At 64.6% G+C, this 26,698-nt stretch carries 24 protein-coding genes and 2 pseudogenes; 17 read left to right on the top strand and 9 right to left on the bottom strand.

The genetic code is table 11. The features are described from left to right. Positions 1–295: 295 nt before the first annotated feature. The 8 genes and pseudogenes from lptF to EJ074_RS07505 form a co-directional block, all read left to right on the top strand. Positions 296–1,492, top strand: coding sequence for an LPS export ABC transporter permease LptF (lptF, locus tag EJ074_RS07470; protein ID WP_095808690.1), 1,197 nt, complete (start codon positions 296–298; stop codon positions 1,490–1,492). Positions 1,493–1,494: 2 nt separating this feature from the next. Beyond that, on the top strand, positions 1,495–2,577 hold the full coding sequence (lptG, locus tag EJ074_RS07475) for an LPS export ABC transporter permease LptG (protein ID WP_095808689.1): 1,083 nt from the start codon (positions 1,495–1,497) through the stop codon (positions 2,575–2,577). After that, positions 2,577–4,988: an LPS-assembly protein LptD gene (locus tag EJ074_RS07480; RefSeq protein WP_165349879.1), complete on the top strand. Its 2,412-nt coding sequence runs from the start codon at positions 2,577–2,579 to the stop codon at positions 4,986–4,988. Before lptG ends, EJ074_RS07480 begins: the two co-directional genes overlap by 1 nt. A 287-nt stretch (positions 4,989–5,275) precedes the next feature. Further along, positions 5,276–6,199, top strand: coding sequence for a peptidylprolyl isomerase (locus EJ074_RS07485; RefSeq protein ID WP_095808688.1), 924 nt, complete (start codon positions 5,276–5,278; stop codon positions 6,197–6,199). An 83-nt stretch (positions 6,200–6,282) separates the two neighbouring features. Then, complete coding sequence (gene pdxA / locus EJ074_RS07490; protein WP_165349880.1) at positions 6,283–7,317, top strand: 4-hydroxythreonine-4-phosphate dehydrogenase PdxA; 1,035 nt, start codon at positions 6,283–6,285, stop codon at positions 7,315–7,317. A gap of 16 nt (positions 7,318–7,333) precedes the next feature. Next, on the top strand, positions 7,334–8,167 hold the full coding sequence (gene rsmA, locus EJ074_RS07495; RefSeq protein WP_095808806.1) for a 16S rRNA (adenine(1518)-N(6)/adenine(1519)-N(6))-dimethyltransferase RsmA: 834 nt from the start codon (positions 7,334–7,336) through the stop codon (positions 8,165–8,167). A 103-nt stretch (positions 8,168–8,270) separates the two neighbouring features. Continuing rightward, a pseudogene (locus EJ074_RS07500) lies at positions 8,271–8,601 on the top strand (type II toxin-antitoxin system RelB/DinJ family antitoxin). After that, positions 8,598–8,747, top strand: a pseudogene (locus EJ074_RS07505) (type II toxin-antitoxin system RelE/ParE family toxin); the annotation flags it as partial. The pseudogenes EJ074_RS07500 and EJ074_RS07505, both read left to right, overlap by 4 nt. A 10-nt stretch (positions 8,748–8,757) precedes the next feature. Here EJ074_RS07505 and gmk read toward each other — a convergent pair. The 9 genes from gmk to fabD form a co-directional block, all read right to left on the bottom strand. Beyond that, positions 8,758–9,432, bottom strand: a complete 675-nt coding sequence (gene gmk / locus EJ074_RS07510; protein ID WP_165349881.1) for a guanylate kinase — start codon at positions 9,430–9,432, stop codon at positions 8,758–8,760. A gap of 5 nt (positions 9,433–9,437) precedes the next feature. Further along, complete coding sequence (locus EJ074_RS07515; RefSeq protein WP_095808687.1) at positions 9,438–10,328, bottom strand: YicC/YloC family endoribonuclease; 891 nt, start codon at positions 10,326–10,328, stop codon at positions 9,438–9,440. Positions 10,329–10,531: 203 nt separating this feature from the next. After that, positions 10,532–11,782, bottom strand: coding sequence for an endolytic transglycosylase MltG (mltG, locus tag EJ074_RS07520; protein WP_129552875.1), 1,251 nt, complete (start codon positions 11,780–11,782; stop codon positions 10,532–10,534). An 85-nt stretch (positions 11,783–11,867) separates the two neighbouring features. Then, entirely contained in the window at positions 11,868–13,130 is a 1,263-nt protein-coding gene (gene fabF / locus EJ074_RS07525; RefSeq protein ID WP_095808685.1) for a beta-ketoacyl-ACP synthase II, read from the bottom strand. Positions 13,131–13,164: 34 nt separating this feature from the next. After that, positions 13,165–13,401, bottom strand: coding sequence for an acyl carrier protein (locus EJ074_RS07530; protein WP_006203723.1), 237 nt, complete (start codon positions 13,399–13,401; stop codon positions 13,165–13,167). Between the two features lie 401 nt (positions 13,402–13,802). Next, positions 13,803–14,540, bottom strand: a complete 738-nt coding sequence (gene fabG, locus EJ074_RS07535; protein WP_129552876.1) for a 3-oxoacyl-[acyl-carrier-protein] reductase — start codon at positions 14,538–14,540, stop codon at positions 13,803–13,805. Between the two features lie 39 nt (positions 14,541–14,579). Then, positions 14,580–14,840: a type II toxin-antitoxin system RelE/ParE family toxin gene (locus tag EJ074_RS07540; RefSeq protein ID WP_095808683.1), complete on the bottom strand. Its 261-nt coding sequence runs from the start codon at positions 14,838–14,840 to the stop codon at positions 14,580–14,582. After that, the gene (locus EJ074_RS07545; RefSeq protein ID WP_095808682.1) at positions 14,824–15,045 is read right to left on the bottom strand and encodes a ribbon-helix-helix protein, CopG family; all 222 of its coding nucleotides are present in this window, start codon (positions 15,043–15,045) and stop codon (positions 14,824–14,826) included. Before EJ074_RS07545 ends, EJ074_RS07540 begins: the two co-directional genes overlap by 17 nt. 72 nt (positions 15,046–15,117) lie before the next feature. Beyond that, complete coding sequence (gene fabD / locus EJ074_RS07550; protein ID WP_095808681.1) at positions 15,118–16,059, bottom strand: ACP S-malonyltransferase; 942 nt, start codon at positions 16,057–16,059, stop codon at positions 15,118–15,120. A 275-nt stretch (positions 16,060–16,334) separates the two neighbouring features. Here fabD and EJ074_RS07555 point away from each other — a divergent pair, with 275 nt between their 5' ends. From EJ074_RS07555 to radA, 9 genes are all read left to right on the top strand, one after another. Beyond that, positions 16,335–18,263 (top strand): LTA synthase family protein, encoded by a 1,929-nt coding sequence (locus EJ074_RS07555; protein ID WP_095808680.1) that lies wholly within the window; start codon positions 16,335–16,337, stop codon positions 18,261–18,263. Between the two features lie 313 nt (positions 18,264–18,576). After that, positions 18,577–19,068: a 30S ribosomal protein S6 gene (gene rpsF / locus EJ074_RS07560; protein WP_095808679.1), complete on the top strand. Its 492-nt coding sequence runs from the start codon at positions 18,577–18,579 to the stop codon at positions 19,066–19,068. Continuing rightward, positions 19,068–19,316: a 30S ribosomal protein S18 gene (gene rpsR / locus EJ074_RS07565; RefSeq protein ID WP_006203718.1), complete on the top strand. Its 249-nt coding sequence runs from the start codon at positions 19,068–19,070 to the stop codon at positions 19,314–19,316. The genes rpsF and rpsR overlap by 1 nt, the downstream gene beginning before the upstream one ends. Positions 19,317–19,582: 266 nt before the next feature. Then, the gene (gene rplI, locus EJ074_RS07570) at positions 19,583–20,167 is read left to right on the top strand and encodes a 50S ribosomal protein L9 (RefSeq protein WP_095808678.1); all 585 of its coding nucleotides are present in this window, start codon (positions 19,583–19,585) and stop codon (positions 20,165–20,167) included. 256 nt (positions 20,168–20,423) lie between these two features. Then, positions 20,424–21,704 carry a cyclopropane-fatty-acyl-phospholipid synthase family protein gene (locus EJ074_RS07575; RefSeq protein ID WP_095808677.1) on the top strand — a complete coding sequence of 427 codons (1,281 nt, stop codon included), beginning with the start codon at positions 20,424–20,426 and terminating at the stop codon, positions 21,702–21,704. A 274-nt stretch (positions 21,705–21,978) separates the two neighbouring features. Then, positions 21,979–22,302, top strand: coding sequence for a YnfA family protein (locus EJ074_RS07580; RefSeq protein WP_095805785.1), 324 nt, complete (start codon positions 21,979–21,981; stop codon positions 22,300–22,302). A gap of 1 nt (position 22,303) precedes the next feature. After that, complete coding sequence (locus EJ074_RS07585; protein WP_095805784.1) at positions 22,304–23,269, top strand: small ribosomal subunit Rsm22 family protein; 966 nt, start codon at positions 22,304–22,306, stop codon at positions 23,267–23,269. Positions 23,270–23,555: 286 nt separating this feature from the next. Next, complete coding sequence (locus tag EJ074_RS07590; RefSeq protein ID WP_129552877.1) at positions 23,556–25,046, top strand: replicative DNA helicase; 1,491 nt, start codon at positions 23,556–23,558, stop codon at positions 25,044–25,046. 230 nt (positions 25,047–25,276) lie between these two features. Further along, positions 25,277–26,680, top strand: a complete 1,404-nt coding sequence (radA, locus tag EJ074_RS07595) for a DNA repair protein RadA (RefSeq protein ID WP_129552878.1) — start codon at positions 25,277–25,279, stop codon at positions 26,678–26,680. Positions 26,681–26,698: the final 18 nt, after the last annotated feature.

A 26,698-nucleotide genomic window follows, 5' to 3' on the forward strand; every position in this document is an offset into this window, starting at 1 on the left:
TTTGGTCGTTTTCAGCCATTTGGCAAGACTTTGGCCGAAATCGCTGTCTATATCGCCGCCGAACACAGCGAAGGATTCGGCGCGGCGCGACTTTAGTCTCCCGCTACAACCTATTGTTAACCATCAATGTTTTGCATTTCTTATTCATTGACGCGGAGACTCCGCCGCGCCGAGGCGCGCGGCGTGGGGAGACAAACCGGACCGGACCGCCGACGGAGCCAGTTGTGCAGGCATCAGCGGATGACTACCTTGTCGGCGGGCATGATGCCGTTCGGCACAATCGAGAAAAACCTTCATGAAGGTCGTTGAACGCTACATCATGCGCCGCGCCGCCGCGATGTTCCTCGCGTCGCTGGCTTGGACGCTGGCGATCGTGTGGACGACGCAGGTGCTGGCCAAGATCGACCTCGTCACCGATAGCGGCCAGTCGGCGCTGACCTTCTTCGAAGTCGCGGCGCTGATCATTCCCTCGATCATCCCGATCGTGGTGCCGTTCGCGCTGGTGGTGGCGGTGGCGCAGACGCTGAGCGTCATGAACTCCGACTCCGAGCTTGCGGTCATCAACGCCGCCGGTGCTTCCCGCTGGACGATCGCGCGGCCGATCCTGCTGCTCGCCTTGGCTGCCAGCGTTTTTTCCCTGGCCGTCGACAATGGCGTCGACCCCTATGCCAGGCAGAAGAACCGCCAGCTGGTGGCGGCCTCGCGCGCCGACCTCCTGTCGCTGATCATCCAGGAAGGCACGTTCCGCAAGATCGACGACGGCCTGTACCTGCAGGTCGGCGAACGGCTTCCCGACAACCGGCTCGGCGGCATCTTCGTCGCCGATTCGCGCGAGGAAGGCGCCAGCCTGGTCTACTATGCCAAGAGCGGCAGCGTCGTCGAAAAGGGCGATGAGAAGGTGTTGATGATGAATGACGGCGTCATCAACCGCAAATCGGTGACCGGCGACCTCTCGGTCATCCGCTTCACCTCCTACGCCTTCGACCTCTCCGCCTTCATGTCGGCGGCGAACGAGATCATGCTGTTGCCGAAGGACCGCACGACGCAATACCTGCTCAACCCGGACCCCAACGACAAGATGTTCCAGCGCAAGCCCGGCAGCTACAAGGCCGAGCTCGACCAGCGCTTCTCGGAATGGTCCTATTCGCTGGTGTTCGCGCTGATCGCGCTGGCGGTCGCCGGCGACGCCCGCTCGCACCGCGAAGCGCGCATTCATCCGCTGATCACGGCCATCGCCATCGCGCTGTTCGTGCGCTGGCTCGGCTTCTTCGCCGCCGGCAAGGCCGACAAGGTGCCTGCCTATGCCTATATGGTGTACGCCGTGCCGATCGTGGCTTCCGCCGTCGCCACCTGGTTCATTCTCTCATCGCGGTCGATGGAGCTGCCCTCGGCCTGGGCCGACTGGATGGCGAATTTCGCCGGCCGCGCCAGCGAGAGCTGGACGAGGCTCAAGCTGCGCCTCTTCCGGCGCGCCTTCGGCCAGGGAGCCTGACCATGGGCTGGACGCTGGGCCGCTACTTCTTCTTCCGCTACGTGGGGATCACGATCTGGTTCTTCCTCGGCCTGCTGGCGCTGGTGTTCCTGATCGACTTCACCGAGCTTTCCGGCCGCACGACGGGGCTGCCAGGCTTCACCTACGGCACGGCGCTCGCCATCTCGGCGCTGCGGATGCCGATGATCATGCTGCAGACGGTGCCGTTCGTCGGGCTGTTCTCGGCAATGGCGACGCTGGTGTCGCTCAACCGCAAATACGAGCTGGTCATCGCACGCTCGGCGGGCGTTTCGGCCTGGCAGTTCCTGTTTCCATGCTGCGTCGGCGCGCTGCTGTTCGGCATATTGTCGGTCGGCGTTCTCAACCCGATCGCCGCGCACGGCTTTTCCTGGTCCGAGCAGATGGAGAATCAGCTGCGGGCCGGAAAATCGAACACCGTCGCTGCCGATGCCACGCCGTGGCTGAGACAGAAGACGCAGTCCGGCGACACGATCATCGGCGCCCGCGCCATCCTCAACCAGGGCCTGGAAATGGCCGATGCCGTGTTCTTCGCCATCGACCAGAAAGGCAACATCGCCGAGCGCAAGGATGCGGCGCGGGCCTATCTGCGCGATGGCTACTGGGAGTTGCAGGACGTGAAGGTGTTCAAGGACGGCAACATCCGTTCCTTGCCCACCGACCGCGTGGCGACCAACCTGAAGCCGGAATTCGTGCAGGAACGGCTGGCGCGCCCGGAAACGATTCCCTTCTACGACCTGCCCAGCAAGATCGAGGTTGCCCGTTCCTTCGGCCTCAAGGCAAATGCGTTCGCCATGCAGTTTGATTCGCTCGTGGCGCTGCCGTTCCTGCTCGTCGCCATGACGCTGATCGCGGCAACAGTTTCAATGCGATTTGCGCGGATGGGGCAGTCGGCGACGATGATTCTGGGTGGCGTCCTAGCCGGCTTTCTGCTTTATGTCGTCTCGGTACTGGTCAAGGCATTCGGCGTGGCGGGATTCGTGCCAACAGTGGTGGCTGCATGGGTTCCGGTTGTCGTGGCTATGTTCTTCGGGGTGACGTTCCTGCTATACAAGGAAGACGGCTAGTGAGGGAGGCTGGATTGCGCAGCCATAGGCAGGCCGGTTTGGCACGCCTCTATGGGGCGACCGCCTTGGCATGCCTGTTCGCCTGCGCGGTGCCGACGGCGCCCGCCCTGGCACAGGACATCACCGCGAAGCCCGTTCCCTCCGGCACGCAGATGCTGCTTGCCGCCGATACGCTGGTCTACAACAACGACAACCACACCGTGACCGCCGTCGGCGGCGTGCAGATCGACTATGGCGGCAACAAGCTGGTCGCCCAGCGCGTCGAGTACAACCGCGACACCAAGCGCCTTGTCGCCAGCGGCGCCGTCGAGCTGATCAACAGCGACGGCACCAAGATCAATGCCGAGCATATCGACATCACCGACGATTTCGCGGACGGCTTCACCAACGCCTTGCGCGTCGAGACGGTCGAGCAAGCCTATTTTGCCGCCGAGAGCGCCGAGCGCATGGGCGGCGTGCTGACGACCTTCCACAATGGCGTCTACACCGCCTGCGAGCCCTGCGAGGACAAGCCGGACAAGGCGCCGACATGGCGCGTCAAGGCGCGCAAGATCATCTGGAACGGCCAGAAGAAGACGGTTCGCTTCGAGAACGCGAATTTCGAGTTCTTCGGCTATCCGCTCGCCTATCTGCCGGCGTTCGAGATCGCCGACCCCTCGGTGAAACACAAGAGCGGCTTCCTGATTCCCGGAATCACTTACAACACCGACCTCGGGGTCGGCGTGAAGGTCCCCTATTATTTCGCCCTCTCGCCGACTTACGACCTGACCGTCACCGGTACCGGCTACACCAAGCAGGGCTTTCTCGGCGAAGCCGAATGGCGCCAGCGCTTCAACAATGGCGAGTACACGCTGAAGATAGCGGGCATCCACCAGCAGGACCCCGACACGTTCATCGACGCCAGCGGCCACAACGTGAATTCGGGCGCGGCCGGCGATCCGAACAAGTTCCGCGGCATGATGGGCACCAAGGGCCAGTTCGCCATCAACGAGCGCTGGAACTTCGGCTGGGACGTGCTGCTGCAGTCCGACAAGAATTTTTCGCGAACCTATAACATCGACGGCTACAGCGATCTCGTCCACCAGTCGTCGCTCTATCTGACCGGCTTGAGCGACCGCAATTATTTCGACGTGCGCGCGATGCGCTTCTCGGTCCAGGAGAACACGCTCTCCAGCGATCCGACGGCGCGCGCCGGCGAGCAGCCCTGGGTGCTGCCTTCGCTCGATTATGCCTATATCCCCGACATGTCGGTGGCCGGCGGCCAGCTGTCGCTGAACGTCAACGCGCGCGCCATCAGCCGCGATCGGCTGGATGCCGTGCTGGAGGATGTTTCGGATCCCACTTCGGTCAACAATGTGCGCGGCATCGAGGGCCAATCGACCCGGCTGACAGCCGAGACGGAATGGAAGCGCACCTTCACCACCGATGGCGGGCTGCAGTTGACCCCGCTGCTCGCGCTGCGCGGCGATGCCGGCTACGTCAACGCCAATTCCGCCTCGCTCGAGGCGGTCAACCAGATGGCGACGAACCTCGGCGAGCAGGACGACATGCGCACGTCGCTTGCCCGCTACATGGCCACGCTCGGCCTCGAGATGCGCTGGCCGCTTCTGTTCTCGATGCCGAGCTCGAGCCACATTCTCGAGCCGATGGGCCAAGTCTTCGTGCGTCCGAACGAGCAGTATGTGGGCGGCCTCGCCGTTCCCAACGAGGACGCGCAGAGCTTCGTCTTCGACGCCACGACACTGTTCGAGCGCGACAAGTTCTCCGGCTACGACCGCATGGAAGGCGGCACCCGCGCCAATGTCGGCTTCCGCTATTCGGGTTCCTACGACAATGGCTGGGCCACCAATGCCATCTTCGGCCAGTCCTACCAGTTGGCCGGCCAGAATTCCTTCGATGCGCCCGACCTGGTGAATGCCGGCGCGTATTCGGGTCTGCAGACCCCGAGTTCCGACTATGTCGGCCTGGTCGGCTTCAGCAGCCCGAACGGCGTCTCCGGCTCGCTTAGCGGCCGCTTCGACGAACAGTCCCTCGAGGTGAGGCGCGCCGAGGTGAAGGCCGCCTATTCCGGCCTGCCGGTCTCGCTTAGCGCCAAATATGCCTTCATCCAGGCGCAGCCGCTCTATGGCTTCGCCACCGACCGTCACGAGGTCACTCTCGGCGCGTCGACGCATCTGGCCGAGAACTGGCGCGTCTTCGGGACCAGCACTTACGATATCGAGCAGAACGTGATGGTCAAAGACGGCGTCGGCTTTGCCTACAACGATTCCTGCTTCACCTATGTGATGACGTTCGCGCAAACGCGCGATTCGGTGACCAAGGAGCTGTCGCAGAGCGTCGGCTTCAACCTGTCGTTCCGCACCCTCGGCGATTTCGGCTCGTCGACCAGCGCCGTCGACACGATCCAATAGGCGGGGCGCGGGCAAGCGGCTTCGGGCAGACGAAGGCAGGATCTTGGTGCGAGTTCCCAGCCCGGGCCTTGATTTGGCGCATGATCTCTCGAAAATGCGCGTGATTCCAATGCAGGTGTTGCGGCGACATTGTTTCGCCGTATAGAGCGGGCATGGGGTCGGCCACTTGGCATGTCCCGAAATCGGGGTCGATTTTCGGAAGGATCATGCGCAGGATCAAAGGCTACAGCGTTCCTTGCGCGTCCGGGCGCGGCGCTATGGCAGCGGGATGAATTTGGGAAGGTGAGATGAGGAAGTACCTGTTCTCGGCAGGATTCGCGCTCATGCTGGCGGTGACCTCGGTTTCGATCGCGGCGATGACGCCGCCGGCATTCGCAAGCACGATCAAATACATCGTCAACAACATACCGATCACCACCGGCGATATCGCGCACCGGGCCGCGTTCCTCAAGCTGCAGCGCAAGAAGGGCAATGCCGGCCAGGAGATGATCGACCAGACGCTGCGGCTGGCCGAGGCCAGGCGGCTCGGCATCCGCATCACCGACCAGCAGGTCGACGCTGCCTATCAGCGCTTTGCTTCCAACAACAAGATGCCGCTGGGCAAGCTTGACGCCATCATGTCCCAATCGGGCGTGACCAAGGAGCACTTCAAGGAGTTCATCCGCGCCCAAATGGCCTGGAACCAGGCGCTCGGCGCGCGCTACCGCTCCGGCGAAGGCGGCTCGGTGACCGAGCAGGACGCGGTGCGCCGCATGCTCGACAAGGGCGGCGCCAAGCCCTCCGCCATGGAATATATGCTGCAGCAAGTGATCTTCGTGGTGCCGGCCTCCGAGCGCGGAGCAACGCTTGCCAAGCGCAAGCGCGAAGCCGACGCCATGCGCGCCCGTTTCAACGGCTGCAACACCACGCGCGAATTCGCCAAGGGGCTGATCGACGTCACCGTGCGTGATCTCGGCCGCGTGCTGGCGCCGCAATTGCCGCCGGACTGGGCTGAACAGATCAAGGCGACCAAGGTCGGCAGCGCCACGCCGACGCGTGCGACCGAGCGCGGCGTCGAGTTCATCGGCATCTGCTCTTCGCGCGAGGTTTCCGACGACAAGGCGGCTCAGATGGTGTTCCAGGCCGAAGGCGGCAACGACAAGGATGCCGACGAGCTCAGCAAGAAATATGTCGACGAGCTGCGCAAGAAGGCCAAGATCGTCGAGCGCTAGGACGCCGGGCCAGGCGGCGTGACCGGACAGATTGACCCCGCCGCGCCCCAAGCCAATATGGGCAGTCTGTCCCGCGAGACGGCATGAGCATGCCAAAGAGAGTTGCGCCGCTGGCACTCACCGTCGGGGACCCTTCCGGCGTCGGGCCGGAGATCGCCATCGCCGCGTGGCGGGCCGGCGACAGCGCCGGCGTGCCCCCTTTCTATCTGCTGGCCGATCCGGCCCTGATGGAAGCGCGCGCGCGTGCGATCGGTGCCAAGGTGGCGCTCACCGAAACGCTGCCGGCGCAGGCGGCGCAGCACTTCGCCCGCACGCTGCCCATCGTTCCGCTCGAGGCGCGCCATCTCGACCGTCCCGGACAGCCGCAAACGGGCAACGCGGCCGGTACCATCGAGGCCATCGACCGCGCCGTCGCCGACTGCCTCGCCGGCCGCGCCGCCGCGGTCGTCACCTGCCCCATCGCCAAGAAGCCGCTCTACGATGCCGGATTCCGCTTCCCTGGCCATACCGAATACCTGGCGCATCTGGCATCCCGCCACACCGGGGCGGAAGCGACCCCGGTGATGCTGCTCGCCGGCCCCGAACTGCGCACCGTGCCGGTCACCAGTCACATCGCGCTGGCCGAGGTGCCGAAGGTGCTGACGAGCGAGATGATCATCGTCACCGCCCGCATCACCGCCGCCGATCTCAAGAGCCGCTTCGGCATTGCGCGGCCGCGGCTTGCCATCGCCGGGCTCAATCCGCATGCCGGCGAAGGCGGCGCGATGGGCGCCGAGGATATCGCCATCGTGCAACCCGCTGTCGAGGCACTGAGAGCGGAAGGCATCGATGCGGTCGGACCGCTGCCGGCCGACACGATGTTTCATCCGCGCGCGCGGGCTCTCTATGACGCGGCTCTGTGCATGTATCACGACCAGGCGCTGATCCCTGCCAAGACGCTCGCCTTCGACGAGGCCGTCAACGTGACGCTGGGCCTGCCGTTCATCCGCACATCGCCGGACCACGGCACGGCCTTCGACATCGCGGGCAAAGGGCTGGCGCGGGCCGACAGCCTGATCGCGGCGCTGAAGCTCGCCCGCCGGCTTGCCGACAGCGGACGTGCCACGGCGGCCGCATGAGCACAGGCGCTCGCGCATGACCATCGACGGATTGCCGCCGCTGCGCGAGGTGATCGAGCGTCACGGCCTGCAGGCAAAGAAGGCGCTCGGCCAGAATTTCCTGCTCGACCTCAACCTGACCGGCAAGATCGCGCGCGCGGCCGGCGACCTCAGCGCGACGACGGTAATCGAGGTCGGCCCCGGCCCGGGCGGGCTGACCAGAGCGCTGCTCTTCAACGGCGCGAAACGGGTGATCGCCATCGAACGCGACGAACGCTGCCTTGAGGCTCTCGCCGAGGTCTCCCACCACTATCCCGGCCGGCTGGAGATCATCGCCGGCGATGCGTTGAAGGCAGACTTCATCACTCTTGCCGGCAAGGCGAATGGCGGACCGGTGAAGATTGTCGCCAACCTGCCCTACAATATCGGCACGGAACTGCTTGTCCGCTGGCTGACGGTGGCTGAATGGCCGCCCTTCTATCAATCGATGACGCTGATGTTCCAGCGCGAGGTGGCCGAGCGCATCACCGCCTGTCCGGGCAGCGACGCCTATGGCCGGCTCGGGGTGCTGGCGGGCTGGCGCACGGAAGCAAAGATCGCCTTCGACGTGCCGCCGCAGGCCTTCACGCCACCCCCCAAGGTCACCTCCTCGGTCGTGCATCTGATGCCGCGCGCAATTCCCCTGCCCGCCGATGGACGAAGGCTCGAACGCGTCACCGAAGCCGCCTTCGGCCAGCGCCGCAAGATGCTGAGGCAAAGCGTGAAGAGCCTCGGCGGCGTGGCGCTGCTGACCCGCGCCGGCATTGACCCGACGCGCCGCGCCGAGACGCTGAGCGTGGAAGAGTTCGTACGGCTGACGAACGCGGTGTAGCTCTCTTCTGCCCGCATACCGGGAAAAGGAAGGGATCCTTCTAACAGTTCGACGCGGCGCTTCGGCCAGCTCTACAACTCCTTATCGTTGGCGGCTGGAGCGTATGTCGGGTCTGGCGCTTGTCATTCAACAGCGAACGCACTTCCAGACTCGCATCGACGCCGACATCCGGGATCGGGCATCTGCGGTGCTTGAAAACATGGGTCTCACGGTTTCGGATGCGGTTCGGATACTTCTCACCCGCACTGCCAATGAGGGCGCGCTGCCTATTGACCTGGTCACAAACAGCGAGGCGCACGATGTGTGGTTCCGCGCCAAGGTGCGCGAGGCGCTGGAAGATCACCGGCCCGATATTTCTGACGATCAAGCCGAGGTGCATTTTGCGGAAGCGACGCGCGGCAGCGCGTCGCAAGGCTGATGAATCCAAATCTTGAAGATCGTCTGGTCAGCGTTCGCGCTTTCGGATCGCGACGGAATATTCACGCATATCGAGGCCGAGAACCCGGCGGCTGCGATAGCAATCGATGAGCGGATTGTCGCCGCGACAGTCCGTCTTCGGGACTTTCCCGAAAGCGGTCGGCCAGTCGCCGCTACTCCGTCTTCTCGTCCAGCAGCCCCGAGACGAAGTCGAACAGGCCCGGCCGGCGGTCGCGGCGCAGGCGCTCGGCGGTGACGATGGCACGGACCTCGGCGAAGGCGCGGTCGAGGTCGTCGTTGACAATGACGAAGTCGTATTCCTTCCAGTGCTCGATTTCGAGGCGGGCATTCTTCAGCCTTGTCTCGATGACCTGCTCCTGGTCCTCGGCGCGGCGCTTCAGCCGCGCCTTCAACTCCTTCATCGAGGGCGGCAGGATGAAGATCGAAACGATGTCGGCACGCATCTTCTCCTTGAGCTGCTGGGCGCCCTGCCAGTCGATGTCGAACAGCATGTCGCGGCCTTCGGCCAGCGCCATTTCCGCCGGCTCCCGCGGTGTGGCGTAGCAGTTGCCGTGCACCTCCGCCCATTCGAGCAACGCGTCGGAATCGCGCAGCCGCTCGAATTCGCGCATGCTGCAAAAATGATAGTGGACGCCTTCGATCTCCGAGCCGCGCCGCGGCCTGGTGGTGACGGAGACCGACAGTTCCAGGCTTGAATCGCTCTCCAGAAGATTGCGTGCGATCGTCGACTTGCCGGCGCCCGACGGTGACGACAGCACCAGCATAAGCCCGCGGCGGCGGATGCGGGACCCCAAATCCTTCGCGGCCATCGGTTCCTTGGCAACCATCCCGGTCACTCCAGATTCTGGACCTGTTCGCGAAACTGGTCGACCACCGCCTTCAGCTCCAGACCGATCGCGGTGACCGCGGCGGCGTTCGACTTGGAGCACAGCGTATTCGATTCGCGGTTGAATTCCTGCGCCAGAAAATCGAGCTTGCGGCCGATGGCGCCGCCGCTCTTCAGGAGCGCTCTCCCGGAGGCCACATGCGTCTTCAACCGGTCGATCTCCTCGCGGATGTCGGCCTTGGTGGCGAGGAAGGCGGCTTCCTGATGTAGGCGGTTGGCGTCCAAATTGGCAGAGACATCCATCAGCAGCCGCACCTGCTCGGCGATGCGCTCGCGGATCGCCGCCGGCTCCCGCGACGGATCGGCCTCGGCCCTCAGCGTCAGCGCCTCGATGGCATCGATGTGGGCGGAAAGCAGAAGGCGCAGCGCCTCGCCCTCGTTCTGCCTGGCCTCCTCCAGCCCCACCAGCGCTGCGTCGAGCGCCAAGAGGATGGCGGCATCCAGGGCGGCCCGCTCCTCCTCGTTCTCCAGAGTATCGGGAATGTCGAGAACGCCGCGCAGAGCAAGCAGGCCGTCGGCGGTAGCCGGCGCGGTGCCGAACTGCTCCTGGAGGCGCTTGGCCAACCCAGCCAAGTCCTTGAGGAAGGCTTCATTGACCACCGGCTGCGCCTGCTGCGCGGCGGCGCGGCCGACCGTCAGGGTCGCCTGGAAATTGCCGCGCGCGAAGCGCTTCTGCACCGTTTGCCTGACCGCGGTCTCCAGGCGGTCGAAGCCTTGCGGCAGCCTCAGCCTGACCTCGACGCTCTTGCCGTTGACCGATTTCACTTCCCACGCAATCGACGTGCCGTCGCGTTCGGCGACTGCGCGCGCGAAACCGGTCATGCTCTGCACGTTCATGATGAAGTCGTCCCCCTGTCGCAGGTCAAGCGTTGTCCGACCAAGCGCGCCTCCTACTGAACCACTTGGATCTTGCGTATGGCCCGCGCGAAAAACCACCGCGGGCCATATGCTGCAATCGCCAGACCTTCGGTCGGGCGGCTGGTCTCCCTCAAAACATGAATACGGCGCCGCGTCAAAGGACGCGGCGCAGATGCGCCTGGCTATTGGGCGGTATCACCGCCGGCGTCGCCGGTATCACCGCTGGTACCGCTGTCATCGCCAGCGCTGTTGTCCTCGGGAGCAGCCGGAGCTGTCGTCTGCCCGGAAGCCTTGGCGGCCTCGTCAGCCTGCTTCTTCTGCAGCGTGCGGTAGCGGGCGACGTTCTGGTTGTGCTCCTCCAGCGTGGCGGCAAACACATGGCCGCCATTGCCGTCGGCGACGAAATAGAGATCGTCCGTCTTCGACGGATTGGCCACCGCCTCGAGCGCCGCGCGGCCCGGATTGGCGATTGGCGTCGGCGGCAGGCCCTTGATGAGATAGGTGTTGTAGGGCGTCTGCTTGTCGATGTCGGATTGATAGATTGGACGATCGGCAGGCTTACCCTTGCCGCCGAACAGGCCGTAGATGATGGTCGGATCGGATTGCAGCCGCATGCCCTTGGCCAGGCGGTTGAGGAAGACGGCCGCCACGCGCGAGCGCTCGTCGCCCCTGCCCGTCTCCTTCTCGACGATCGAAGCCAGAATGACGAAGTCCTGGACATTGGCGATCGGCAGGTCCGGCGCCCGGTGCTCCCAGACATCATCAACCAGCTTCTTCTGGTCGGCCAGCAGTTTGTCGACAATCTGCTGGCGCGAATAGCCTCGCGTGAAGCGCAGCGTGTCGGTGGCAAGACTGCCCTCGGGCGGAATGGTTTTGGGCATGTCGCCGCTCAGCGCATCCTCTTGCGCGACGCGCTGCAGCGCCTGCTCTACCGTCAGTCCCTCAGGGATCGTCAGCGAATACATCACCGACTTGCCGCTCTTGAACAACTCCATGATGTCGCGCATCGAGGCGCGCGGCTTGATGGCGTATTCACCTGGCTTCAGGACGGAGTCATTGCCGGTCGCGCGCACGCCCAGCCTGAAGATGCGCGCATCGCTGACCAGGCCGCGCCGCTCCAACTGCTCGGCGATCTCCTGCACGCCGGTGTTGGGCTTGACCATGAAGGTGTCGCCATTGGCGGACGGACCCGGCTCGACGAAGGCCTGCATGCCGAAATAGAGCGCCGCGCCGGAGGCGAGCACGATCAGGATCACCATCGAAAGGAGGAAGTTCAGGAACACGACGACCTGGCTGCGCGACGCGCGCGAGCGCTTGGAGGGCGGCGGCGTGCCGGCTTCAGGGCGTAGCGCTTCGGCGGCTGTCTTGGGCACGATCGGACCCTGTGCCTGCCGCTGCCCGAATTCCCCGCTGCCGCCCGGATTTGTGTTCATGGCGCCCTACGTCTGCTCTTGCAACGAATCCCCCGGCGCAAGGCTAGGGGAGAATTTGGCAAAAATGACGGCAGGTGGCGGCTGCTCAGCCATTATAACGCTGGAACACGAGCGACGCGTTGGTGCCGCCAAAGCCGAAGGAGTTCGACAGCGCAATGTCGATCTGGCGCTGGCGCGGCTTGTTCGGCACGAGGTCGATCGCGGTCTCGCGTTCCGGATTGTCGAGATTGATGGTGGCGGGCGCGATATTGTCGCGGATGGCGAGGATCGAGAAGATCGCTTCCGCAGCGCCCGCGGCGCCCAGCAGATGGCCGATCGACGACTTCGTCGACGACATCGAAATTTTCGAAGCCGCGTTGCCGACCAGCCGCTCGACCGCGCCGAGCTCGATCGTATCGGCCATCGTCGAGGTGCCGTGCGCGTTGATGTAGTCGATGTCGGCGGGCGAGAGCTTCGCCCGGCTCAACGCCGCCGTCATGCAGCGGAAGGCACCGTCACCATCCTCGGCCGGCGCGGTGATGTGATAGGCGTCGCCGGTGAGCCCATAGCCGGTGACCTCGGCATAGATTTTTGCGCCGCGCGCCTTGGCATGCTCGAGTTCCTCCAGCACGACGACACCGGCGCCTTCGCCCATGACGAATCCGTCGCGGTCGCGATCATAGGGACGCGACGCCTTCTCGGGCGTGTCGTTGCGCTCGGTGGAGAGCGCGCGGCAAGCGGCGAAGCCGGCGATCGACAGCCGCGTGACCGGCGCTTCCGCGCCGCCCGCGACCATAACGTCGGCATCGCCCCACATGATCAGCCGGGCGGCATCGCCAATGGCATGCGCGCCGGTCGAGCAGGCGGTGACGACGGCGTGGTTGGGGCCTTTAAGCCCGTGGCGGATCGATACCTGGCCGGAGACAAGGTTGATGATCTGGCCGGGGATGAAGAAGGGGCTGATGCGGCGCGGGCCGCGCTCCTTGAGGGTTATCGCGTTCTCGGCGATGCCGTCGATGCCGCCGATACCGGAGCCGATCAGCACGCCGGTGGCGCACTGATCCTGATGCGTCTCAGGCTTCCAGCCGGAATCGGCCAGCGCCTCGTCGGCGGCAGCGATGCCATAGAGGATGAACTCGCCGATCTTGCGCAGTTCCTTCGGCTCAAGCACGGCCTCCGGATTGAAGGTGCCGTTGGAGCCGTCACCGCGCGGGATGACGTGGGCGATCTTGCAGGCAAGATCGTCCACTTCGAATTCGGTGACGCGGCGGGCGGCGCTGCGGCCGGAAAGCAATTCCTTCCAGCTGTGCTCGACGCCCATGCCGAATGGCGAAAGCAGGCCAAGGCCCGTGACGACGACACGCCTCATCGCAGGTCCTCCCCGATGATACCTGCGAAAATCCTCAGGCCGAGGCCTTGTCGATGTACTTCACGGCATCGCCGACGGTCAGGATGGTCTCGGCGGCATCGTCCGGAATCTCGACACCGAATTCCTCTTCGAACGCCATGACGAGTTCGACCGTATCGAGGCTGTCCGCGCCCAGGTCGTCGATGAAGCTCGCCTGCTCAGTCACCTTGTCGGCATCGACGCCGAGATGCTCGATGACGATCTTCTTGACGCGCTCTGCGGTGTCACTCATTTGGGGCCTCGTCTGATGTTGTCTGTCTTCGTTAGCGGGCGGAATGCCGCTAATCAAGCTGAAAGATGGTCCCGCAGGAAACGCAAACGCCACAGGACCGGTTTTTGCCCGAACCGCCGGGTTGCCGGCCGCATTACACGAAAAACGGCGGGCGTCCAAGCCGAAATGCCTGTTTTCACAGGCGCCGGACCAAGGTCCGTCAGCGTGTGTTGGGATTCAGGCCAGCCGAGCTGAAAATGCGTCTTTCGAGAACCGGAGCGGAGCGGACATTCGGGTCCGTGAGCACCGGCCTACGCCGGCTGCAGCCTCCACGCTACCCACCGGTGCTTCGGCCGGCGAAGGCCGCAAGCGCAAAAAGCCACGGTTTGCAGGGCCGGGCATCACCTGAATATCAACACACCCTAGATCATCGCCATGCCGCCATTCACGTGAATGGTCTGGCCGGTGACGTAAGCCGCCTCGTCGGAGGCAAGATAGGCGACTGCCGAAGCAACCTCGGCGCCGGTGCCCATCCGCTTGCTGGGAATCGCTGCCATGATCGCCTCCTTCTGCTTGTCGTTGAGCTTGCCGGTCATGGCCGATTCGATGAAGCCCGGGGCGACGCAGTTGACGGTGATGTTGCGCGTGGCGATCTCCTGCGCCAGCGACTTGGAAAAGCCGATCATGCCGGCCTTCGAGGCGCAGTAGTTGGCCTGGCCGGGATTGCCGGTGACGCCGACCACGGAGGTGATGTTGATGATGCGGCCGTGGCGCCGGCGCATCATCGGATGGGTAAGTTCGCGGGTGAGCCGGAACACGGCGGTGAGGTTGACCTCGAGCACCTGGTCCCAGTCGGCGTCCGACATGCGCACGAACAGCCCGTCCTTGGTGATGCCGGCATTGTTGACCAGGATGTCGACGCCTTCGAGATCGGCCTCGGCCTTCTGGCCCAGCGCCTTGACCGCGTCACGGTTGGTCAGGTCCGCCGGGAACAGTTTTACGCGATCGCCGAGTTCGCCAGCCAGCGCCTCGAGTTTCTCCACGCGAGTGCCGTGCAGGCCGACGATGGCACCCTGCTTGTGCAGCATCCTGGCGATCGCCTCGCCGATGCCTCCCGATGCGCCGGTGACGAGCGCCTTGCGGCCGGTCAGTTCGAACATTTTTATCCCCTTTCAAATCGGGCTGATCCAGCGATCAGACTATCTCTCGCCTCGATGACCTATCGTGACGACGAGGATAACCAACCGGCTGTCCTGCACATCGCAAATAACGCGATAGTCGCCAACTCGGTATCTCCAGAATGTCGCTAACGGCCCTTTCAGCGGCTTGCCGAGATCACGCGGATTGTCGAGCACGACAAGGCGGTTTTCGACGAAGTCGCGGATATGATTGCGCGTGTGCGGATCCAGTTTTTCGACAAATTTGCGGGCTGAGCGAGCGTACTCAAGCGTCCAAGCCACGCCAGAAATCCTCGCTCTTCAAGACGTCTTCCTCGCCACGCCTGATCCGCTCGAGTACCTCGGCGGCAAGATAGTAATCCTCCACGTCCTCGAGCCCACGCTCGATGAGTTCTCGTAGGTAGTAAGCCTTGCTCCGTCCAGTCTTGGCAGCAAGAAAGTCCAGGCGCTCCTCGATGTCAGGGGCCAGGCGGATCGAAGTTGGCACGGAAAAATCTCCGTTGAATACATGTATTCATGTATCGCAGCGAAGCCGAAAAATCAATAGAAAGGGGCAAAATCAGCCAAGCGCCGCGAGCGCCGTCTCGACCTCGGCAGCCGTGCCGATTGCGGCGGTGGCGATGTCGCGGTTGATGCGCCGCGCCAGGCCCGACAGCACCTTGCCGGCGCCGACTTCATAGAGCGTAGCAACGCCGTTGGCGCCGAACCATTCCACAGTCTCGCGCCAGCGCACGCGGCCGGTCACCTGCTCCACCAGGCGGCGGGCGATCTCGTCCGGGTCGCTGGCTGGCGTGACGGTGACGTTGGAAACGACCGGCACGCTCGGCGCCTTCTTCGCAACACCGGCCAGCGCCTCGCGCATGATATCGGCCGCCGGCGCCATCAGCGCCGAATGGAACGGCGCGGAAACCTGCAGCATGAGCGCCCGCTTGGCGCCCTTATCGGTGCAGAGCCTGGCCGCCAGCTCGACGGCCGCCTTGGCGCCGGAAATGACCAGCTGGCCGCCGCCGTTGTCGTTGGCGATCTGGCAGACCGAAGCCTTGGCGGCCTCGGCGCAGGCGGCTTCGACGTCGGCCTGCTCCAGCCCGATGATGGCGGCCATGGCGCCCTCGCCCGCGGGCACGGCGGCCTGCATGGCGTTGCCGCGAGTGCGCAGCAGCCGCGCGGCGTCGGCGACCGAGACGAACCCCGCCGCGGCGAGGGCCGAATATTCGCCGAGCGAATGGCCGGCGACGTAAGACACCTTGTCCTTCAGCGAAAAGCCGCGCGACTCCAGCGCCCGCAGCGCCGCCAGCGACACCGCCATCAGCGCCGGCTGCGCGTTGGCGGTCAGCGTCAGGGTTTGTTCCGGTCCTTCCCAGATCAGCTTCGACAGGTTTTCGCCGAGTGCATCGTCCACTTCCTCGAAGACCCGGCGCGCCTCGGGAAAAGCATCGGCAAGGTCCTTGCCCATGCCGACGGCCTGGCTGCCCTGTCCCGGAAAGGTGAATGCGACGGCCATTTTAGGGTCTCCAGCGGCTTGCTTTTGTCAGCCTCTGGCGCAAGCCGGACGGCCAAGTCAAGCCCGCCGGCAGCCATTCAGCACCCATTGCGGCCATAAAAACCGGCCGAGTCGCTGTTCCAAAAGGCTTTTTGGCGATCACACCTGATGAAAACCGCTCACGAATCGTTTGCTGGCTCTTCTTATTTCCGCCACAGGCATTAGCTTTGCGTGACAGTTCGATGACAGAAGCGTGACGCGAGTGGAAGACGCGTAGCATGGGCCGGGGGAGTTAAGTGGCAAGGATCAGAAAGGGCGCGGCCAGACCCGTGCCGCAGTTCCTGGAAGACGATCCGTCCACCGGCTATCTGCCGGGCCGCAGATGGCCGATCGTGCGCTACGGTCTCGCCACGCTCCTGGCCTCGGCGCTGCTGGTGTTCGCCATCGAATGGATCGTGCGCGGCGACTTCTTCGGCACCGTCGACTTCTTCCTACAGCCCTTCAAGCCCGGCTGGACGACGATCATCGTCTTCGCGCTGGTTCTGATCGGGCTCGACGCCATCATCGGCCGCAGCCATCAGAGCCTGATGATCGTCACGCCGCTGACGCTGGCGCTGGCCTTCGTCGGCCATCAGAAATCGCATTACCTCGGCGATCCGCTCTATCCGGCCGATTTCCTCTACGCCCGCCAGATCATGGCGCTGATGCCGCTTCTGGTGCGCGAGCGGCCATGGACGGCAGCGATGCTCGCGGTGGTGATCGTCGGCAGCCTGGCGCTGCTCGCCCTTGGCTGGCGGCAGTGGCGCCGCCGGGTGCCGATCCTGAGCCGCAAGGGCCGCTTGGCCCGGCTGACGCTTGCCGTGCCGCTGCTCGCCTTCTTCGTCTCGATCATGGATTACGCCACCTTCTCGTGGACGCGCGACCGGCTGCAAATCATCCCGATCATGTGGGACCAGAAGGAAAACTACGCCTCCAATGGCTTTGCGCTCGCCTTCGCGCTCAACGTGCCGATGGCGCATGTCTCGGCCCCGCCCGGCTATTCCGACAAGACGATCGCAGCGATCAAGCGGCCGGATGTGGCCGCTTCGGTGCCGGCGGAAAAGCCGGACATCATCATCGTCATGAGCGAATCCTTCTGGGACGCGACCAAGCTGCCGGGCGTCAGCATCAAACCCGATCCGATCCCGACGGTCCGGGCGCTGCGATCGGGCTACATGTTCTCGCCTGAATTCGGCGGCATGACCGCCAACATCGAGTTCGAAGCGCTGACCGGGTTCTCCAACGCGTTCCTGCCGGCGGGCTCGATCCCCTACCAGCAATATGTTCGCACGCCCACGCCGTCGCTCGCGACCTTCCTGAAGAGCGAAGGCTATCGGGCGCGCGCCATCCATCCGGGCACCAACTGGTTCTGGAACCGCGGCGCGGTCTATGCCGATTTCGGGTTCAGCGAGTTCCGCTCCGAAGAGACGTTGCCGCCAATGGAAAAGCGCGGACCGCTGGCTTCGGACGCCGCGATGACCGACGAGATCATCCGCGAGGCCGACGCGAACGAGGATCCGGTCTTCCTGTTCGCGGTCAGCCTGCAGAACCACGGGCCTTACGAGCCCTATCGCTATTACAATCCCACGCATACGGTCGACGCGCCGATCAGCAGCTGGGCGCGGGAATCTCTGCTCTCCTATGCGGAGGGATCCGCCGACGCCGATCGCGGGCTGCAGCGCCTGATCGACTGGGCGAAGAAGCGGGAGCGGCCGACGATCATCGCCTTCTTCGGCGACCATCTGCCGCCGCTCGGCCCGGTCTATGTCGAGACCGGCTTCCTCAAGGACAACGTCGCGCCACGCAAGGAGCCGACCCCGCAGGCAGCGCTCGAACATCACGAGACGCCGCTGATCATCTGGTCGAACCGCTCCGGCCCGGTCGCGGATCTTGGCGCGGTGAGCCCGGCCTTCCTGCCCTACCATATCCTCACCACGGCAGGGATAACCCATCCCTACTACACCGGATTCCTCGGCGCGCTGCGCGATCGCTACCGCGTCGTCGACCGCAATCTTCTCCTGTCCCCGTCGGGCGAGGCGACGCCCGACTGGGCCCGGCAGAAGAAGATCGATCCGGCGATCAACGATTTCCGCCTGATCCAGTACGACATGATGTTCGGGAAGCGCCAGGCGGCACCCGATTTCTTCCCGGAGACGGTGAACAGGCTGATCGCGCATACGAGCTGAGCCGGCTGCGGCAGAGAGCCTGCCCAAATGAGACCCCTCGCCGCATCACCTGCCTCGCCTTGCGCCTTGCCTTCCTGGGGAATTGCTATATAGACGCCTGCAATCTGCCGGTCCTTGCTGGGGGCTGAACGGAGGGCCGCGGCTTTTTCGAAGGCCGCGCTGTGAAGCCAGAAGGGCTTCCGCCTCCCGTGTCTCCGCTCTCGACCGTCTCGCGATGCTCCTTTCTTCCCCGCGCCTCCGGCCGGGTCAGACAAGTTGCAGAGGCTTAGCCGCGAGGGCCGGTAAGAGAAACGAAGAAAGGCAGAAAAACATAATGGCTCTTTACGAACATGTGTTTCTTGCCCGGCAGGACCTGTCGCAGCAGCAGGTTGATGCGCTTGTCGAACAGTACAAGGGCGTCATCACCGCGAATGGCGGCTCGGTCGGCCGGATCGAGAACTGGGGACTGAAGTCCCTCACCTACCGGGTCAAGAAGAACCGGAAGGCTTACTACACGCTGATGGACATCAACTGCCCGCCGGCTGCGCTCAACGAAATGGAGCGCCAGATGGGCCTGTCGGAAGATGTCCTGCGCTTCCTCACCGTCAAGGTCGAAGCGCATGAGGAAGGCGCTTCGGCAATGATGCAGAAGCGCGAGGAACGCTCCGAGCGCGGCGGCTTCGGCGACCGTGACCGCGGCGATCGCGGCCCGCGTTCGTTCGGCGACCGTGACCGTGGCGATCGTGGCGACCGTCCGCCACGCAGCTTCGATGGCGAGCGCGGTCCGCGCCGTCCGCGCGAAGCCGTTGAAGGGGGTGCAGAATAATGGTCGACATCAATCAGATCCCGACCCGGCGTCCCTTCCATCGCCGTCGCAAGACCTGTCCGTTCTCCGGCGCCAACGCCCCGAAGATCGACTACAAGGACGTGCGTCTGCTGCAGCGCTACATTTCCGAGCGCGGCAAGATCGTGCCGTCGCGCATCACCGCCGTCAGCCAGAAGAAGCAGCGCGAGCTCGCCAAGGCGATCAAGCGCGCCCGCTTCCTCGGCCTGCTGCCCTACGTGGTTCGCTGACGCCTTTGAGTTGACCATGATCTTTCCCGAGAACCGGTATCCAGTTTTCGGGATCATGGTCCAGTAAGCGGGCGGTTCGCCGCCCGCACTTTCCACCGGCGCGACGGGCGCGTCGGGTTGAGCATCAAACCCCGGGTTGAGGCCAGGCCTCTAACTGCCCAGACAGGCAGGACAGCGACACGGCGGCGACGCCACTTTTTGCTTCCTGACCTGTTCCAAACAGTCCGACGCCATCCTGAATGGCGCCAAAGTGAAGGAACGAAACCATGGAAGTCATTCTCCTCGAGCGCATTTCCCGCCTCGGCCAGATGGGCGAAACCGTCAAGGTCAAGGACGGGTTCGCCCGCAACTTCCTGCTCCCGCAGGGCAAGGCGCTGCGCGCCAACGAAGCCAACAAGAAAAAGTTCGAAGGCCAGCGCGCCCAGCTCGAAGCCCGCAACCTCGAGCGCAAATCGGAGGCCGCCCAGGTCGCCGAGAAGCTCGACGGCAAGAGCTTCATCGTCGTGCGCTCGGCCGGCGAGACCGGCCAGCTCTACGGTTCGGTGTCGACCCGTGACATCGCCGAACTGCTGACGGCGGAAGGCTTCACGGTCAGCCGCAACCAGATCGAGCTCAACCAGCCGATCAAGACCATTGGCCTCTCCAATGTGGCGATCGCGCTGCATCCGGAAGTCGAGGTCACCGTGACGCTCAATGTCGCGCGCACCGCCGAGGAAGCCGAGCGCCAGGCCAAGGGCGAGACCCTGACGACGGCTGAAGCCATCTATGGCGAGGACATCAACGACAATGCCCGGCCGGAGAACTTCTTCGACCCGAACGCCGAGTTCGAAGGCGGCGAAGACAACGCCTGACCGCCCTCGCCGGAGCACCGCTCCTGCCCAATCGAGGTCCAGGAATTTCTGGACCAACGCCCGGGTCTTCGACCCGGGCTTTTTTGTGCCAAAAGGAACTTTTCGAGACCCCATATCTTGAGGCAGACTAGAGCGTCGCGCGTCCTTAGGACGCACACAGAGGACGCGATGGTGGATTTCCTGGCGCATGCTCCTTCCGAAAGCGACAGTTCGGAAACATGCGCCATGCCTGTCTGACCTTGAGGGACGATTGGTCATGAACATCCTTTTGAAGCACATCCTCGACCGCCTGGTTCGGACCGGCAATCTCAAGGTCACGGGGCCGAAGGGCTCCGCCCATACGTTCGGCGACGGCACCGGCGAGCCGGTCCACATGCACATCAAGACCAGGCATGCCGAGCGCGCGATCTCCTTCGATCCGATGCTGGCGGTGCCGGAAGCCTACATGGACGGCGAGCTCGACATTCTCGAAGGCGGCGTCCTCGGAATGATGCGCATCGCTTTCCAGAACATGGGCAGCGGCGGCATCGACGCTGCTTGGTCGAAAGCGATCGAAGGCCTGCGCCACGCCTTCCGCCGGCTGCAGCAGATCAACACCGCCTCGCGCTCGCGCCGCAACGTGCAGCGCCACTACGACCTGTCGGGCGAGCTCTACAAGCTCTTCCTCGACGAGGACATGCAGTATTCCTGCGCCTATTTCGAACAGCCCGACATGACGCTGGACGAGGCGCAGCTCGCCAAGAAGCGCCATATCGCCGCCAAGCTGAGAGTGAAGCCCGGGCAGACGGTGCTCGACATCGGTTCCGGCTGGGGCGGGCTTGGCCTCTACCTCGCCAAGGCTTTCGACGTCGACGTGCAGGGTGTGACGCTGTCGACCGAACAGCACGGCGTCGCCACCGACCGCGCGCATGCGCTGGGCCTGCAGGACCGCGTCCATTTCGATCTCAAAGATTATCGCGCGCTCAATGAGCGCTTCGACCGCATCGTCTCGGTCGGCATGTTCGAGCATGTCGGCGTCAACCACTACCGCACCTTCTTCGACAAGGCTGCGACGCTGCTCAAGCCCGACGGCGTGATGCTGCTGCACACGATCGGCCGTTCCGGCGTGCCATGGGCGACAAGCGCCTTCATCCGCAAATACATTTTTCCCGGCGGCTATATCCCTGCGCTTTCGGAGGTGATGCCGGCGATCGAGAAGTCCGGACTGGTGGTCACCGACATCGAGGTTTTGCGCCTGCACTACGCGGAAACGCTGAAGCATTGGGGGCTGCGCTTTGCCGCCAACCGCGACAAGGCCAGGGCAATCTATGACGAGCGCTTCTGCCGCATGTGGGAATTCTACCTGGCCGCCTCGGAAGCCGCCTTCCGCTGGCAGGACCTGGTCATCTTCCAGTTCCAGCTCGCCAAGCGGAACGACACGCTGCCGACGACGCGCGACTACATGGCCAAATGCGAGAAGGCGCTGGAACTGCGCGACATGGGCCATCAGGAGCCGGCACCGCCGGCCAAGCCCACTCGCCGCAAGAAGGTGCAGTAAGAAGGGCTCACGCGAAAGAGGGTAGCCACCAGCGTCGCGTTCCTTCGCGCCCCCCCTCTGTCCTGCCGGACATCTCCCCCACTTGGGGGGAGATTAGCAGTTTCTGCCGCCCCGCTCTTCCTGCAATAACTGTGATTGGCGAAAGCCGGCGCGCATCTGATCTCCCCCCTCGTGGGGAGATGTCCGGCAGGACAGAGGGGGCGCTGGCCCGCCATACTTGCGATCCCTGCTCCCCATCTTGTGACAAGTCCCTGTAAGAGCTACCGATCCAGTCATGACCTACCTCATCTACACCGCAGCCGCGCTTGCCGAGATCGTCGGATGCTTTTCCTTCTGGGCCTGGTGGCGGCTGGCGAAATCGCCGCTCTGGCTGGTGCCGGGCCTGGTCTCGCTCGCCCTGTTCGGTTTCCTGCTGGCGCTTGTCGACGCATCGGCCGCCGGCCGCGCCTATGCGGCCTATGGCGGCATCTATATCGCCGTTTCGCTCGTCTGGCTCTGGCTGGCTGAAGGTGTGAGGCCCGACCGCTGGGATCTGGCCGGGGCCATGCTCTGCATCGTCGGCGCCTCGGCCATCCTGCTGGCGCCGAGAGGAGCTTGAGGTGGAGCTCCCTGCCCCGCTCCGGCAAGGTGTCGACAGCCTGCTCGACAAGGTGCCTCTGCCGTCCCTCAGACAGGCGGCGAGGACGCTTTCGGAACGCTATCGCGCCGAACTGCGCGATGGTCGCCTGCACATGGCCGAGGACCTGGCGGTCAGGGCCTATCTGGCGACTCGCCTGCCGGCCACCTATGCCGCGGTCCGCGCCAGCCTCGGCGCGCTGACCGCCACCCGCCCCGATTTCCAGCCGAGCAGCCTGCTCGATATCGGCGCCGGGCCTGGCACGATGCTTTGGGCCACAGCCGACGTCTGGCCGGAACTCGAGCAGGCGGTGCTGGTCGAGGCGAGCGCCGCGGTGCGCAAGGTCGGCCAGTCGCTGGCGGGCGGGACGATCGGCGCCCGGACGAGCTGGATCGCGGGTGATGCCACCATCGACCTCGACGACATTCGACCCGCCGACCTCGTCAGCGCGGCCTATGTGCTGGACGAGATCGTGCCGGCCTCGCTGCCGAAGCTTATCGGCGGGCTCTGGCGTCTCACCGCCGACACGCTGCTGATCGTCGAGCCCGGCACGCCGGCGGGCTGGCAGCGCATCCTTGCCGCCCGCTGCCAACTCATCGATGCCGGCGCGCATGTGCTGGCGCCCTGCCCGCATGAGGCGGCCTGCCCGCTTCTTGCGCCCGACTGGTGCCATTTCTCGCGCCGGGTCGCCCGCTCGCGGCTGCACCGGCTGGCCAAGGACGCCGACGTGCCGTGGGAGGACGAGAAGTTCATCTATCTCGCCGCCTCGCGAGACCCCGCGCCGGTGCGCGGGGCGCGCGTGATCGCACCGCCGAAGGCAGGTTCCGGCAAGGTGGTGCTGAAGCTTTGCGAGCCGGACGGCAGCGCCGGCGAGACGCTTCTCAGCAAGCGCGACGGCGATAGGTTCAGGGCTGCGCGGCGGGCGGACTGGGGCAGCACGCTGGGATAGGCCGCATATTCTCGACGATCTCGGCGTTGCATGTGCAGCGCTAGCTCGGCGGATCGCGGTCAACGCGACCGATGCAAAACCAAGTTGCATTTTCTTGTTTTGTTCCGCCCGTACACCCGCTACGCTTGCGCTTCTCGATTCGAGTCAATCACGAATCTTTCCACGGAAAAATTTTGGTTGTGAATCGCGAGCATCGAGGCCGGTTAGACAGGCACTGTTGCAGAATGGTCAGCACCGATTTCTGCAGTTCTGATATCGAAGGTCCGGGATCGAAATCGGGGACATCATGGCTGAAGCAGCGCGCAAACTGGGCGTGGCGGAGCAACCGCTCTATCGCGAGGCACCGAACAACATCGAGGCCGAGCAGGCGCTGCTCGGCGCTATTCTCGTCAATAATGACGCCTTCTACCGCGTCTCGGATTTCCTGAAGCCCGGGCATTTCTACGAGCCGCTGCACCGCCGCATCTTCGAGGTCGCGGCGGAGCTGATCCGCATGGGCAAGATCGCCACGCCGATCACGCTGAAGACCTTCCTGCCGGCGGAAGAGAAGGTCGGCGACATGACGGTGGCGCAATATGTCGTGCGGCTCGCGGTCGAGGCCGTCACCGTCGTCAACGCCACCGACTACGGACGAGCAATCTACGACCTTGCTACGCGCCGCGCGCTGATCACGGTCGGCGAGGACATGGTCAACATCGCCTATGACGCGCCGGTCGACATGTCGCCTTCGGATCAGATTGAGGACGCCGAGCGGCGCCTGTTCGAGCTGGCGGAGACCGGCCGCTACGACGGCGGCTTCGAAAGCTTCAACGATGCGGTCAAGACCGCCGTCGACATGGCCAATGCCGCCTATATGCGTGATGGCCAACTGTCGGGCATCGCCACCGGGCTGCGCGACCTCGACCGCCGCATGGGCGGCCTGCAGCCCTCCGACCTGATCGTGCTTGCCGGCCGCCCCGGCATGGGCAAGACCTCCTTGGCCACCAACATCGCCTTCAACATCGCGGAAGCCTATCGACCGGCGCAGCAGGCCGACGGAACGTTCAAGGCGGCCAATGGCGGTGTCGTCGGCTTCTTCTCGCTGGAAATGTCGTCGGAGCAGCTCGCCACCCGCATCATCTCCGAGCAGACCGAGATTTCGTCCTCGAAGATCCGCCGCGGCGAGATCACGGAGATGGATTTCGAGAAGCTGGTCGCCTGCTCGCAGACGATGCAGAAGATTCCGCTGTTCATCGACCAGACCGGCGGTATCTCGATCGCCCAGCTTTCCGCCCGCGCCCGGCGCCTGAAGCGCCAGCGCGGCCTCGACCTCATTGTCATCGACTATATCCAGCTGATGCAGGGCTCGAGCGCCCGGGCCTCGCAGAACCGCGTCCAGGAAATCACCGAGATCACCACCGGTCTGAAGGCGCTCGCCAAGGAACTCGGCGTCCCGATCATCGCGCTGTCGCAGCTGTCGCGCCAGGTCGAAAGCCGCGACGACAAGCGCCCGCAGCTATCGGACCTGCGCGAATCCGGCTCGATCGAGCAGGACGCAGACGTGGTGCTGTTCGTCTACCGCGAGGAGTATTACCTCAAGAACCGCGAGCCGAAGCTCGGCACCGAGGAATACGTCAAATGGGAAAACGAGATGAACGAGGCGCGCGGCAAGGCCGAGTGCATCGTGGCCAAGCAGCGCCACGGGCCGACGGGCACCGTCAGCCTCGCCTTCCACGGCGAATTCACCCGCTTCTCGGATTTGGCGGAAGAGCATCATTTGCCGGAGAGGTTTGAGTAGCGTTTTGGCCCACGTCAGCGCTCCGTCACACCCCCTCTGTCCTACCGGACATCTCCCCCGCAAGGGGGGAGATTGACTGTCATCGCGACCTTCGCCAATCGCCAACGTTGCAAAAATAACGCCGGCGGCCAAGCTGCTGATCTCCCCCCTTGCGGGGGAGATGGCCGGCAGGCCAGAGGGGGGTGGGCGGGAACGCCAGCCTTCGAAAACTTGCGATCGGCGCGACGCTGATGGCCAAATCACGCGTCCAGTTCATCTGCCAGAATTGCGGCTCGGTGCATCAGCGCTGGGCCGGCAAATGCGATGGCTGCGGCGAATGGAACACGCTGGTCGAGGAAGGCACGGCCGGCGGCATCGGCTCGGGGCCGGCCAACACGCGCAATGCCCGCAAGGGCCGCGCCGTGGTGCTCACCAGCCTTGCCGGCGACATCGAGGACGCGCCGCGTATCGTGTCCGGCATCGGCGAGCTCGACCGCGCCACCGGTGGCGGCTTCGTGCGCGGCTCGGCGCTCCTAGTCGGCGGCGATCCCGGCATCGGCAAGTCGACGCTGCTGACGCAGGCCGCCGCAGCGCTTGCATCGAAAGGCCACCGCATCGTCTACGTCTCCGGCGAGGAGGCGGTTGCGCAGATCAGGCTGCGCGCCCAGCGCCTCGGCGTCGCTTCGACGCCGGTCGAGCTAGCCGCCGAAACCAACGTCGAGGACATCCTGGCAACAATAGCCGACGGCAAGCGGCCGGACCTCGTCATTCTCGATTCCATCCAGACGCTGTGGACCGATCTCGCCGACTCGGCTCCGGGCACCGTTACCCAGGTTCGCGCCGCCGCGCAGGCGATGATCCGCTACGCGAAATCCACAGGCGCGGCGATCGTGCTGGTCGGCCACGTCACCAAGGAAGGCCAAATCGCCGGGCCGCGCGTCGTCGAGCACATGGTCGACGGCGTGCTCTATTTTGAGGGCGAAAGCAATCATCACTTTCGCATCCTGCGCACGGTGAAGAACCGCTTCGGGCCGACCGACGAGATCGGAGTCTTCGAAATGTCGGACAAGGGTCTGCGCGAGGTCTCCAATCCATCCGAGCTGTTCCTCGGAGAGCGTCACGCGAAATCGCCGGGTGCGGCCGTCTTCGCCGGCATGGAAGGGACGAGGCCGGTGCTGGTCGAGATCCAGGCGCTGGTGGCGCCGTCCTCGCTCGGCACGCCGCGCCGCGCCGTGGTCGGCTGGGACGGCGCGCGGCTCTCCATGGTGCTGGCGGTGCTGGAGGCGCATTGCGGCGTCCGCTTCGGCCAGCACGATGTCTATCTCAACGTCGCCGGCGGCTATCGCATCAGCGAGCCGGCGGCCGATCTCGCGGTCGCCGCCGCACTGGTTTCCTCGCTCACCGGTCTTGCCCTTCCCGCCGATTGCGTCTATTTCGGCGAAATCAGCCTGTCGGGCGCGGTGAGGCCGGTTGCGCATGCGCAGCAGCGTCTCAAAGAGGCCGAAAAGCTGGGCTTCGGAAGCGCGGTGCTGCCCTTGGGCAGCGAGGAAGTTGCCGGGGGAATCGGGGCCGGCGCTTTTCAGCCCACCGAGCTTGCCGACCTTGTGGCGCGCATAGCCGGCTCACGACGCAGCCGCGCCGACGAGGGGGAGTGATGCGGCTCATGATGTGGG

This window comes from Mesorhizobium sp. M3A.F.Ca.ET.080.04.2.1 (genome assembly GCF_003952525.1).
Taxonomy (GTDB): Bacteria; Pseudomonadota; Alphaproteobacteria; order Rhizobiales; family Rhizobiaceae; genus Mesorhizobium.